14 protein-coding genes and 1 tRNA gene are annotated in these 12,216 nt (G+C 68.7%); 7 read left to right on the forward strand and 8 right to left on the reverse strand.

Annotation, left to right across the window (positions count from 1 at the left end; genetic code table 11):
* From RWP81_RS08315 to RWP81_RS08330, 4 genes are all read left to right on the forward strand, one after another.
* Positions 1-323: replication-relaxation family protein (locus tag RWP81_RS08315; RefSeq protein ID WP_314454722.1), on the forward strand; the 323-nt coding region annotated here is incomplete at its 5' end.
* Positions 320-766 (forward strand): hypothetical protein, encoded by a 447-nt coding sequence (locus RWP81_RS08320; protein ID WP_314454725.1) that lies wholly within the window; start codon positions 320-322, stop codon positions 764-766. The genes RWP81_RS08315 and RWP81_RS08320, both read left to right, overlap by 4 nt.
* Positions 767-882: 116 nt before the next feature.
* Entirely contained in the window at positions 883-1,263 is a 381-nt protein-coding gene (locus RWP81_RS08325; protein ID WP_314454728.1) for a hypothetical protein, read from the forward strand.
* Positions 1,264-1,468: 205 nt separating this feature from the next.
* Positions 1,469-3,277 carry a recombinase family protein gene (locus RWP81_RS08330; protein ID WP_314454731.1) on the forward strand — a complete coding sequence of 603 codons (1,809 nt, stop codon included), beginning with the start codon at positions 1,469-1,471 and terminating at the stop codon, positions 3,275-3,277.
* Here RWP81_RS08330 and RWP81_RS08335 read toward each other — a convergent pair.
* Positions 3,240-3,316 (reverse strand) — tRNA-Pro (locus tag RWP81_RS08335). The genes RWP81_RS08330 and RWP81_RS08335 overlap by 38 nt on opposite strands.
* A gap of 144 nt (positions 3,317-3,460) precedes the next feature.
* Between RWP81_RS08335 and RWP81_RS08340 the strand changes: the two genes are divergently transcribed.
* The 3 genes from RWP81_RS08340 (at position 3,461) to RWP81_RS08350 (ending at position 5,404) form a co-directional block, all read left to right on the forward strand.
* Positions 3,461-4,039: a GNAT family N-acetyltransferase gene (locus RWP81_RS08340; RefSeq protein WP_314454733.1), complete on the forward strand. Its 579-nt coding sequence runs from the start codon at positions 3,461-3,463 to the stop codon at positions 4,037-4,039.
* Positions 4,040-4,152: 113 nt separating this feature from the next.
* Positions 4,153-4,536 (forward strand): S4 domain-containing protein, encoded by a 384-nt coding sequence (locus RWP81_RS08345; protein ID WP_314454736.1) that lies wholly within the window; start codon positions 4,153-4,155, stop codon positions 4,534-4,536.
* Between the two features lie 76 nt (positions 4,537-4,612).
* Complete coding sequence (locus RWP81_RS08350; protein WP_314454739.1) at positions 4,613-5,404, forward strand: hypothetical protein; 792 nt, start codon at positions 4,613-4,615, stop codon at positions 5,402-5,404.
* 126 nt (positions 5,405-5,530) lie between these two features.
* On the opposite strand, the gene RWP81_RS08355 is transcribed toward RWP81_RS08350, so the two are convergent.
* The 7 genes from RWP81_RS08355 to scpB all read right to left on the reverse strand — a co-directional run bounded on the left by RWP81_RS08355 (position 5,531) and on the right by scpB (position 12,195).
* Positions 5,531-6,433: an NUDIX hydrolase gene (locus tag RWP81_RS08355; protein ID WP_314454742.1), complete on the reverse strand. Its 903-nt coding sequence runs from the start codon at positions 6,431-6,433 to the stop codon at positions 5,531-5,533.
* A gap of 261 nt (positions 6,434-6,694) precedes the next feature.
* Entirely contained in the window at positions 6,695-7,132 is a 438-nt protein-coding gene (locus tag RWP81_RS08360; RefSeq protein ID WP_314454745.1) for a DUF805 domain-containing protein, read from the reverse strand.
* Between the two features lie 144 nt (positions 7,133-7,276).
* Positions 7,277-8,800 carry a ribosome biogenesis GTPase Der gene (gene der, locus RWP81_RS08365; RefSeq protein WP_314454748.1) on the reverse strand — a complete coding sequence of 508 codons (1,524 nt, stop codon included), beginning with the start codon at positions 8,798-8,800 and terminating at the stop codon, positions 7,277-7,279.
* Positions 8,790-9,560, reverse strand: coding sequence for a (d)CMP kinase (cmk, locus tag RWP81_RS08370; protein ID WP_314454751.1), 771 nt, complete (start codon positions 9,558-9,560; stop codon positions 8,790-8,792). The genes der and cmk overlap by 11 nt, the downstream gene beginning before the upstream one ends.
* On the reverse strand, positions 9,553-10,686 hold the full coding sequence (locus RWP81_RS08375; protein WP_314454754.1) for a prephenate dehydrogenase: 1,134 nt from the start codon (positions 10,684-10,686) through the stop codon (positions 9,553-9,555). Before RWP81_RS08375 ends, cmk begins: the two co-directional genes overlap by 8 nt.
* Before the next feature lie 55 nt (positions 10,687-10,741).
* Positions 10,742-11,551 (reverse strand): pseudouridine synthase, encoded by an 810-nt coding sequence (locus tag RWP81_RS08380; protein WP_314454756.1) that lies wholly within the window; start codon positions 11,549-11,551, stop codon positions 10,742-10,744.
* Positions 11,548-12,195, reverse strand: coding sequence for an SMC-Scp complex subunit ScpB (scpB, locus tag RWP81_RS08385; protein ID WP_314454759.1), 648 nt, complete (start codon positions 12,193-12,195; stop codon positions 11,548-11,550). The genes RWP81_RS08380 and scpB overlap by 4 nt, the downstream gene beginning before the upstream one ends.
* Positions 12,196-12,216 lie beyond the last annotated feature (21 nt).

Below are 12,216 nucleotides of genomic sequence, written 5' to 3' on the forward strand. Positions count from 1 at the left end.
TCGCCACCGCCGACTACGACGACCACTGGTACATCGAGCTCGACCTCGCCACCGAAAGCATCCCCGTCCTGCTCACCAAGTGCGCCGCATATGCCGCGTACCGGGCCACCGGCCGCGCCCAGGCCGAACACGGCGTGTTCCCCCGGGTCCTCTGGCTCGTGCCCACACGGGCCCGCGTAGCCCGCCTCCAGGCGGCCATTCACGTCGACCCACGCCTGGACGGTCGGCTCTTCATCTGCACCACACCCGACCAGCTCGCCGCCGTCCTGGGCGACCCGGACGACACCTCAACCTCACCTCACCCCGAAAGGAGGACCCCATGAGCCCAGAACTGCCACCACCCGCAGACCGCGACCCGTACCCGCCAAACGGCGACGACCGGTTCGGCCCCGAAGCTGCCGCATCCGTCGAACGGTCGCTCGCGCATCTGCAAGACCCCGACGACGCCCTGCGGATCCTGCGCGGTGTGGAAGAGAACGGCGCCGCATTCGCGGCCTACCTGATGCTGAGCGACACCAACCTCGCCGCCGAGAACCTCACGGACACCTTCCACGACAGCTACGTCGACGCCTGGGAGACCTTCGCGGAGTTCCGCCGCGACGTCCTCGACGGCCTCGGCTGGCTGGACGCCGTGAAGCAAGTCATGACCGTGCAGGGGATCCCCGACGACCACCTCGTCTGGAACGACGCCGCCATAGACATCCGCATCTTCGACACCTACGACACTGTCCGCCTGGACGGCTGGTGGCACGTCTTCTGCAAGTAGTGATTTCCGGCCCTCTTGACGGGGTCGGGTACTGGCTCACCCAGCCGGGTGAGGAACAACTAAATAGCCCGGAGACGCACCGGCGGCCCCGGCTGACCTGATGAAAGGAGGCGACCATGCGCAACACCAACACCAACAAAACAGGTTCGGACAAGGGGGACGTCGAGGTCGCCGCCTTGATCCTCATCGAGAACACGCTGACCGGACGATCACCAGCGCGGTACGGGAACCTCACGGTTGATGAGCAGCGCGAGATCGCAGAGGCCGAGGCCACGCGCCACGGCCTGAATCTCCACCGTCTTATCGCTCTGTGGGACATCCCACACCGGGACCGGAGAGTGCGTCTGATCAACATGCTCGACTGCCTCAAGGACCAACCCGCGCACATCCTCATCGTGCCGAGCCCCTTGTACCGCGGGTTCACGGAGACCGCCATCAGAAAGCACCGACGTGTGCTGGAACGACACGGCACCACTCTCCTGATCACGGAGCAGTGAGGTCACCCCGTGGGGTCAGACGCGCACCCAGCCGCCTGGCCCCACGGCCACCCCTGACAATCCAGCCAAACACGGCGGGGTGAGTTTTCCCCAGGTCAGCGATGCGAAAACTACGTCACCACACATCTAGACATATCCGGGCGAGTGAGCGTAAATCAAGAGGCTACGTCCGCCTGAACGGGGGACGAACCAGAAAGGAGCAACCATGACAACCACCGACACGACGAGCCCGTCGCCCGCGCGCGACCCGAACCTTCCTGCACCGCCCGGTTCGGGGAACTCCATCGTCGGCCTCGAACACCTCGCCCTGGACACGAGCGCGGAGCCCGGATCGGCACGGCAGGGCAGCGCGGTGTTGTACCTGCGTGTCTCAACCGTGCGGCAGCTCAACACCGGCGCTGACGTGGACGAGGACGGCAACAGCATCGCTACGCAACGAGAGTGGGCAGGGGACGCGGCCCGAGAGCTCGGCGCGGTCGTCGCCGCGGAGTTCGTCGACCCGGGGCATTCGGCGCAGTCAATCGAAAAGCGCCCCGAGTTCAAACGCATGATGCGCTACATCGACGAGCACCCCGACGTGCGGTACGTCGTGATCTACATGCGCTCCCGCGTCTTCCGCAACCACCTCGACGCCGCCGTCACCAAAATCCGACTGCGCGAAAAGGGCGTAACCCTTGTCTCTGCCAAGGAGAAGTTCGGCGACGGATACATGGGCGATGCCATGGAAGCCATCACCGACATCATGAACGAAGTGCAGGTCCGGCAGTCGGGGGAGGACATCAAGGTCAAGATGGCCCACAAAGTTCAACGCGGCGGAAGCGTCGGACGAGCCAAACTCGGCTACCTCAATGTCCGCAAAGAGTTCGACGGGCGCTTGGTCAATACCATCGACCTCGACCCCGACCGGTACCCAATCCTGCAGTGGGCGTTCGCGCAATACGCCACTGACCAGTACTCCATCTGGCAGCTCTGCGGCCTCCTCGAAGAACAAGGACTCACCACCCGACCATCCGCCAAGCGACCCGCTCGACCACTCTCACCCAGTGCGCTCGCAAAGATCCTCCGCGACCCGTACTACGCCGGCACCATCCGCTTCAAAGGCGCCCTCTACGCGGGACGCCACCAAGCCATCATCGACAAGACCACCTTCCTCGCCGTCCAGAAAATCCTCGACCGCCGCAACCGCAAGGGCGACCGGGACATCACCCACTTCCACTACCTCAAAGGAATGCTCGCCTGCGGACAATGCGAATCGGAAGGCCGAACCAGCCGCCTCGTCTACAGCCAGAACGTCGGGAACGGCGGCACCTACGAGTACTACCTCTGCGCCGCCAAACAACGCGGAAACTGCACCGTCGGGACGATGCGGCTGGACGATATCGAAGCAGCAGTCGCACGCGCCGTCACCGCCGAAGGCTTCCACGCACAATCCGTCGACACCATCCGACGCGAGGTAACCCGAGCCATGGAGACGTTGCAAGCAGCCGATCGCGAACTGAAGGACGGTCTGCGGAAGCAGCTTGCCACCCTCGAAGCGCAAGAGGACCGACTTATCGATCTCGCCGCCGACGGCACCATGCCCAGCGACAAACTCCGCGGCAGACTCAACGACATCACCCTCCAGAAAGCCTCCATCAAAGAACGACTCACGAAAACCGAGACCCACCTGCGATCAGGAGCCGAACGAGTACTGGCATACGTGGACCTCCTAGAGAACCCCGGCGACCTCTACGTCAGCCTCGCAGGGAACACGCGCCGCGACCTCCTCGCCGCGTTCTTCCAACGCCTCATCGTCTACGTCGAAGACGACGGCATCCATATCCGCCCCGTCCGCACCGACGTCAACGAAGCACTCCACGACTGGCAGGCGAACACCGCCACCACAAACGAAAGAGCCCCCCGCGTTTCCGCGGAAGGCTCCTCTTCGTCGACCAATCCAAGGGACAACTTGTCCAATGGTTTGAGTAACAATCAATTGGTCGGGATGACAGGATTTGAACCTGCGACCCCTTGACCCCCAGTCAAGTGCGCTACCAAGCTGCGCCACATCCCGTTACCCGCGAGCGGGCAACTCGTCTATCTTAGCCGCTCCGCGCGCGTCTCGCGAACCAGCGGCGCCCCGGGCGTGTGCGGACCAGACGGGGGCAGGCGGGCCAGAGCATTGCCGATGTCGTACCCCCTCGCTACGTTCTCGACCATGACGATCGAGGTCCTCCCCGCCACCGGTGACCGATTCGACGACGCCGAGACCGCGCTCGACAGCGGCGACGGCCCCGAATGCCAGTGCCAGTGGTGGCTCCTGCCGAACGGCCCGTGGAAAGACGCCTCCATCGAGGACCGCACCCAGATGTTCCGCGCCGAGCTCGAGGGGCACCGCCCACCCGGACTCATCGCCTACGTCGACGGCGAGCCCGCGGGCTGGGTGCGGGTCGGGCCGCGCACCGCGCAGCCGCGCCTGACGCGCACCCGTGACGTCACGGCATCCACCGAAGAACCGCTCGACGACGACGACGTCTGGGCCGTCTCGTGCTTCGTCGTCCGCACAGAGCATCGCAAGAAGGGCCTGACGGCCCGACTCCTGGATGCCGCGGTCGCCACCGCCCGCGAGCGAGGCGCCCGCGTGGTCGAGGGCTATCCGCTCGACCCCGCCGCGGCGAAGAGGTCGTCCAATCAGCTGTTCCGCGGCATCCTGCCCGTCTTCGAAGCGGCCGGGTTCACCGTTGTCGACCGCCCCAAGCCTGACCGCGCGCTCGTCGCGCTGACCCTCCGCGACTGACCGGCCGGGTTCGCCCTGGCCGGCCAAACGGAACCGACCCCGCGCTCGTCTCCCTGACCCTCCGCCACTGACCGGCCGTCTTACGATGGAGGTTCGCCGAACGGGGACCCCACATGACGGATGCCAGCACCACCGCGCGCGTCGACGCGTGGCTGTGGGCCATCCGCGTCTACAAGACCCGCTCAGCGGCGACCACGGCGTGCCGCGCCGGACACGTGCGTGTCAACGGCGAGCGGGCCAAGGCCGCGCAACCCGTCCGGCCGGGCGATGAGCTGCGAGTGCGGATCCAGGGGTTCGACCGCATCCTCGTCGTGAAGAAGACCATCGCGAAGCGCGTCGGCGCGGCCCTCGTCGCCGAATCGGTCGACGACCGTACTCCCCCACCGCCGTCGAAGGAGAGCATGCCGTTCGTGCCCGTCCGCAACCGTGGCGCCGGGCGACCCACCAAACGCGACCGTCGCGAGATCGAGAAGCTGCGCGGGCGCGAGCTCGACTGACTCCTCGAGCCGCGAGGGACGACCCCCGGCTGCAGACCTTCTGTCATGATTTCCTTCATCGTTCGGAAGGAACCCGATGCCGTCGTTCTTCGACCTGCCGATCTGGGTGGGACTCCCCATCTTCGTCCTCGTCGTCGTCGCCGTGTCGAGTCTGCTGGTCCTCGCCCTGCGCGGATGGGTGCGCAGGGCGTCCGCGGGCCGGGGCGAATGGGACCGGGTGCTCAGCTATGCGGTCGGCGCCTACGGCATCATCTACGGCGTGACGCTGGGCCTCATCGCCGCCGGCGCTTACGGCAACTTCGCCCTCGTGAACAGTGTCGTGGTCAAAGAATCCTCCTCGGTCGCCGTCCTCTACCGTGATGCGGCGTTCCTGAGCGAACCCGCGTCATCCGAGCTCAAGGACGCGCTGGTCGCCTACACGAACGCCGTGATCACCGAGGACTGGCCTCTGCAACAGCAGCAGATCACGCCCGAGACCACCGACGAGCACGTCACGGCCATCCAGCGGGCCATCGCCGACTTCGAACCCGCGACAGACTCCGATGTCGTGGCGAAGTCTCAGACCATCGGCGCCTTCAACACCTTCATCACCGACCGACGCGAGCGCATCTCACTCACGCACCTGTCGCTGCCGTGGATGCTGTGGATCGTCATCGGCGTGGGAGCACTGTTGAACGCCGTGCTGCTCGCCCTGATCGAGGTCAGAGACCTACGCATCCACCTGCTCATGAGCGGGCTGATCTCGACGTTCCTGGCGATCCTGGTCTATTCGATCGCCGGCTTCGACCATGTCTATTCAGGGCCGATCGCGGTGACGCCGGAGCATTTCCGCGAACTGCTCACCGGGTTGTTCCTGCAGTCGCCCTAAGCGCCGGTCGGCGCGACCGGCCGTGACAGCGTCTCCCCTCAGCCAAGCCCACCCCGCGGTCAGGCCAAGGCGACGTCTCACCTCAGCCAAGCCGATCAGTGCCGTCGGCCGAGACAGGGTCTCACCTCAGCTGAGCCGGTCGCGCAGCCAACCCGCACCGCGCACCGTCGCGCCGAGGGCCTCGACCCGCGCCGCCAGGCCGCGGTCGCTGGTGACCACGACGACCGGGTTCCACGTCGCCACCAGGTCTTCCGTCACGGCCACGATCTGATCGTCGCCCGACGCGGGTGCCCGCCACACCGCCACACCGTCGTGATCGACCTGGGCCGCACGCGCCTCGCCCTCGAGCACGGCGCCGACGAACGGGAACCAGCGCGTGGCTGGCAGCCCCAGCTCCTCGGCATCCACTCCCCCTTCGGCCAGGGCGGACAGGCGCGTGAGCAGGCGGCCAGCGGCTCCCGCGCGGTCCTTCCACCATCCGTCGGGCACCGAGCCCACGACGTTCGCCGCGTCGACGAGGATCGCGGGGCGCACCTCCAGTGCCGCGCGAAGTGCGGGCCACGCGGACGCGAATCCCGGATGCAGGGGCAGTGCATCGACCTCGTCGGCCGGCACCCACGCCAGCGCGACGCTCTCAGGGTCGCTGATCACCGGATCGAACGGTGAAGTGACATCGGCGACGAGCGTCGTGTACGACCAGATGCCGAGGTCGAGCACGCTCTCGAAACGGGCCTGCACGGCATCCTCGGGCACGCCCGCCTCTTCGCCGGACTCGCGAAGAGCGCCGTCGCGCGCTGACTCGCCCTCGTGCCGCGCGCCGCCGGGAAGCGCCCACGTGTCACCGAAGTGGCTCCACGACACGCGATGCTGCAGCAGCACACCCCGTTCGGCGTCGAGGGCTAATAGGCCCGACGCGCCGAAACGGCCCCAATACTTCTCGCCGGTCGGCGCGACGACCCATGCGTCGCCGGGATCGCGGGGACCGTGCGGACGCCGCGGTTCACCTGGGGCGGGAGGCTCGATGGTCATCGCTCTCAGCCTCGCACACCCGCACCGCGCGGGCGTCGGCGAACGTCACATCGCGCCGCGTAGACCCGCGCAGGCGTGCCGGCACGAGCCCCTCGCACACCCGCACCGCACGGGCGTCGACGAACGTCACATCGCGCCGCGCAGACCCGCGCGGGCGTGCCGGCACGAGCCCCCTGCCCGCCGGCACATGCACGGGCTGAGGCGTCGACCGGCGCCGTCACCCCGACCCGCTCGCAGAGACCCCGGCTGCGGCGTCGCACCTCACCGATCGAACCGCGCGCCCTCGGGACGCGGCCCGAGCACCGTGAAGACGACGAGCACCAGGATGCCGATCAGGGGCACGAGCCCGATGAACACCCAGAAACCGCTCCGGTCGGTGTCATGCAGCCGGCGCACGAGCACGGCCAGCGTCGGAAGGAACGTGCCAACGGCCCAGACGAGCCAGACCAGGCCGAGGATGACACCGAGGGGGCCCGTGATCGTCGCCGACCCGTCGGCTTCGATGCGGATGCCGTCGGTCAGCGTCGGCAGGGCGTTCAGCACGGTGCCGACGACCGCGCCGACCAGGACCCACCACCAGTACTCGCTGCGGCTCGCCCGTCCCGAGAACGTGGCGTATTTCGCGAAGAAGCGGCGCACGGCCGCACCGAGGGGCGCCCCGTAGTACGGCTGGTCGAGGGGTGGTGCGACGTGGGTCATGAAATGTCTCCCGTGCGGAGCCCGGATGCCGCGGCGGCTCCGTGGCCCGACTGTACCGAGGTCTCGGCATCCGCCCCGTGCCCTTGCGCTCACGCGCGAACGCCCCGACTCCCTTCGAGGGAACCGGGGCGTTCACGACGCGGATCAGCGCTGGCGCTTCTCGCGGATGCGCATGTTGAGCACGATCGGGCTGCCGTCGAAGCCGTAGATCTCGCGCAGGCGCCGCTGGATGAAGCGGCGGTAGCCCGGATCGAGGAACCCGGTCGTGAACAGCACGAACGTCGGCGGACGCGTCGCCGCCTGCGTACCGAACAGGATGCGGGGCTGCTTGCCGCCGCGCAGGGGGTGCGGGTGCTCGGCCACGAGCTCCGAGAGGAACGCGTTGAATTTGCCGGTGGGGATGCGGGTGTCCCACGACTCCAGCGCCGTCTCGAGTGCCGGGACGAGCTTGTCGAGGTGACGGCCGGTGCGCGCCGAGATGTTCACGCGCGGGGCCCACGCCACGTGCGCGAGGTCTTGCTCGATCTCGCGCTCGAGGTACCGGCGACGGTCCTGGTTCTCCATGTCGTCGTCGTTCAGGCGGTCCCACTTGTTGAACGCCAGCACGAGCGCACGACCCGACTCGAGCACGAGGTCGATGATGTTGAGGTCCTGCACGCTGATCGGCTGCGACACGTCGATCACGACGACGGCGACCTCGCTCTTCTCGAGCGCCGTCGAGGTGCGGAGAGAGGCGTAGAAGTCGGCGCCCTGCGACAGGTGCACGCGGCGACGGATGCCGGCGGTGTCGACCAGGGTCCAGAGCTTGCCGCCGAGCTCGACGACCTCATCGACCGGGTCGCGGGTCGTGCCGGCGAGCTCGTTGACGACGACGCGCTCTTCACCCGCGGCCTTGTTGAGCAGCGACGACTTGCCGACGTTCGGGCGACCCAGGATCGCCACGCGGCGCGGGCCGCCGATCTCGTACTTCGCCACAGCCGAGACCTCGGGCAGCACCTTCATGATCTCGTCGAGCAGATCGGCGACGCCGCGTCCGTGGATCGCCGAGACGGGGTGCGGCTCACCGAGGCCGAGGTTCCACAGGGCTGCGGCCTCGGGCTCGTGGCGGGCGTCGTCGACCTTGTTCGCGATGAGGAACACCGGCTTGCCGCTCTTGCGCAGCAGCTTCACGACGTGCTCATCGGTCGAAGTCGCCCCCACCGTGGCATCCACCACGAACAGCACGATGTCGGCGAGGTCGATCGCGACCTCGGCCTGGGCAGCGACCGAACGGTCGATGCCCTTCGCGTCGGGCTCCCAGCCACCCGTGTCGACCAGCGAGAAGCGGCGGTCGAGCCACTCGGCCTTGTACGTGACGCGGTCGCGCGTGACACCCGGGGTGTCCTCCACGACGGCCTCACGGCGACCGAGGATGCGGTTCACCAGCGCCGACTTGCCGACGTTCGGGCGGCCGACGATCGCGACCACCGGTAGCGCGGGCAGGAACTCGATCGCCCCCTCGCCCGAGGCGAGACCGGCGAGGAGTTCGGCGTCTTCTTCGTCGAGGTCGAAGTCCTCCAACCCCGCGCGCAGCGCTTCGGCCCGCTGTTCGGCGAGCACCTCGTCGAGCTGCTCCATCTTCTCGGCGAGCTGGTCGGGCCCGCCTTCGTACTCGTCTTCAACGCCCATCGCGGGCTCCCATCGTGGTCTCGACGACGCTCAGCACGGCGTCGACAGTCTGTTCGAAATTCAAGTGAGTCGAATCGACGACCTCGACGCCGGGGGCGGCGGTGAGGAAGTCGACGACCGTGGAATCGGCGGCGTCGCGGCGGTGGAGCGCTGCGGCGACTTTGGCGGCATCCTGATCGGTCAGCTCGGCACTGCGCCGGGCGGCTCGCACCTCGGGAGCCGCGGTCAGCAGGATGCGCACGGGCGCGTCGGGGAACACGACAGTGGTGATGTCGCGGCCCTCGACGACGACGCCCGACACGGCGGCGGATGCCACGAGCCGGCGGAACAGCTCGTTCACGGCTTTCCGCACCGGCGCGACACGCGCCACACCGCTGACGGCGTCGGTGACCCGGGGCTCTCGGATCGCCGTCGTCACGTCGACGTCGCCGACGCGCACCCAGCGGTGGGCCGTGTCGAGCGAGATGGCGTAGTCGAAGTCGCCGAACACCTCGAGCACGGCCGTGGCGTCGGAGGTGTCGGCCCCGTGCTGGAGCGCGTGCCAGGCGAGGGCCCGGTAGGCGGCGCCGGTGTCGAGGAAGCCGTAGCCGAGCCGCACGGCCGTCGCCTTCGACACGCTCGACTTGCCACTGCCGGCGGGGCCGTCGATCGCGATGACGACCGGAGCGGATGCCGAGCCCTCGGGCGCGGATCCGTCGACCGGCGTCGTGACCGGCGCCGCGACGCCCGACCGGAAGATGGTGGGGGTGGATTCAGTCATGGGTGGTGCTCGCAATCCGCCATCCGCGCTGCTGCAGCCCGTCGACGGCCCGGCGGACCGCGTCGGGGACGACGCTGATCTCGGCGAGGCCGAAGGGGGCTCCGGGCGAGTGCTCGAGGCGCAGGTCTTCGACGTTGACGTCGAGGTCGCCGAGTTCGCCGAAAAGGCGACCCAGCTGGCCGGAGGTGTCGTCGATCATGACGACGAAGGTGTCGAAACGGCGGTTCTGGCCGTGCTTGCCGGGGAGGCGCTCCACGCCCTCGTTTCCGCGGCGGATGGTGTCGGCGATCGCGCGGCGGGCCCCCGGCACATCGGGGTCGCGCAGGGCGTCGGCGACGTCGCCGAGATCGGCGGCCAGCTGGTCGAGCACCTCGACCACGGGAGCGGCGTTCGCACCGAGGATCTGCACCCACAACTCGGGAGCGGATGCCGCGATGCGCGTGGTGTCGCGCACCCCTTGACCTGCGAGACGCAGCGAGCCGTCGGGCGTCTCGACGAAGCGGCCGGCGAGCAGGCTCGCCACCAGCTGCGGGACGTGCGACATGAGAGCCACCGACTCGTCGTGCTCCTCGGGCGTCATCTCGATGAGCGTCGCGCCCAGGTCGAGCGCGAGGCCCTCGACGAGCGAGAGGTCGTGCGCAGAGGTCTCCCCATCGCGACACACCACCCACGGGCGTCCGACGAAGATGTCGGCGCGGGCCGAGATGGCTCCCCCGCGCTCGCGTCCGGCCATGGGGTGCGAACCGATGTAGTGCGTCAGATCGACACCGCGCCGGCGAAGGGTGCGCAGCGGCTCGAGCTTGACGCTCGCGACGTCGGTGACCACGGCATCCGGGTACGCCCCGAGCTCGCGCTGCACGACGTCGGCCGTGACGTCGGGCGGCACCGCCACCACGATCAGCGACGGAGCGTCGTCGGGAAGCTCGGCGCGGCCCGCGCCGTAGTCGATCGCGAGGCGCAACTGCGACGGAGACGCGTCGACGAGCACCACATCGACCCCGCGGGCCATGAGGGCGTGGCCGATGCTCGCGCCGAGCAGACCGGAGCCGACGATGCGGACGGTGCCGCTCGTGCGGGTCGCCAAGGGACCGGCCGCGCGCGCGGACGTTCCGTTCGGTTCGCTCATCGGGTCTCCTGCTGCCCTGTGCGGTGCGCCAGGCGCCGCAAGACGCCCCGGAGGCTCACTCCGTCGGAGTGTCGCCGTCTCGACGAGACAGCGTCAGCAGGGCACCACGTTCTACTGTAGTCAACTCGCGCGCGGCTCCCACCGGGAGAGTTCCCAGGTGCAGGGGTCCGAACTGCCGCCGCACGAGCTCGACGACGGGGTGGCCGACCTCCGCCATCAACCGCCGGACGATGCGGTTCTTGCCCGAGTGCAGCGTCAGCTCCACCAGGCTCTCCCCGCGCGAGGAGTCGAGCAGCCGCGCCTTGTCGGCCGCGATCCGTCCGTCTTCCAGCTCCACGCCATGGATCAACCGCTGGATGGTCTGCGGCAGCACCTGCCCCTCGACCTTGGCGATGTACACCTTCGTCACCCCGAACTTCGGGTGGGCGAGCACGTGCGCGAGGTCGCCGTCGTTCGTGAGCACGAGCAGGCCCGAGGTGTCGGCATCCAATCGCCCCACGTTGTACAGGCGCTCGTCCCAGTCCGTCGTGAACTGGCGCAGGTCGGGGCGGCCTCGGTCGTCGCTCATCGAGCTCACGACGCCAGTGGGCTTGTTCAGGATGACGTAGCGCTTGGACTCGTCGAGCTGGATCGCCGTACCGTCGACGTCGACGAGGTCGGTCTCGGGGTGGATGCGGCGACCGAGCTCGGTGACGACGAGGCCGTTCACCCGCACGCGGCCCTCGACGATCATCTGCTCGGCGACGCGGCGCGAGGCCACTCCCCGATTGGCGAGCACCTTCTGCAGGCGGATGCCGTCGTCGCTGGCCGACCCTCCGCTCGCTGGGCCTTCGCCCCCGGTCGCTGAACCTGTCGTGTCACTCATTTCGGGACCTCTCCGTCGAATCCGTCCGAGCCGTCGTCGAGCAACGGCGAGATGTGCGGCAGCTCGTCGAGCGAGTTGATGCCGAGGTTGACCAGCAGCTGGTCGGTGGTCCCGTAGTGGATGGCGCCCGTGTCGGGGTCGGTGAACACCTCGGTGATCAGCCCGCGCGAGAGCAGGGTCCGAACGACCGAGTCCACGTTCACGGCGCGGATGGATGCCACCTGCCCGCGCGTGACGGGCTGCTTGTACGCGATGACGGCCAGGGTCTCCAGCGCCGCCTGCGACAGGCGCGAGGGGGCCTGGGTGTTCACGAACTCGGCCACGACATCGTCGTGCTCCTCGCGTACGTAGAGGCGCCACCCGCCGCCGACCTCGCGCAGCTCGAAGCCGCGCACGGGTCCGCCGGTCTGGCCGTCGTAGTCGGCGACGAGCGCCTCGACCGCCTGACGGACGGCGGGCACGGGCGCCGCCACCGCCGCGGCGAGGCTCACCAGGCTCTGGGGCTCGTCGATGACGAGCAGGACCGCCTCCAGACGACGGGCGACGGATGCCGTGTCGCTCGGGCGCGGTGCGGGGCTCGTCGCGGGCGTGAACGTGTCGTCGTTACCCCGCGCGGCCGGGTCGGTGGTGGTGTCAGCGGTCATAGTCGGCTCCGAGGGCGGCGA

The sequence above is a fragment of the uncultured Microbacterium sp. genome (assembly GCF_963521695.1).
In the GTDB taxonomy this organism is placed as follows: Bacteria; Actinomycetota; Actinomycetes; order Actinomycetales; family Microbacteriaceae; genus Microbacterium.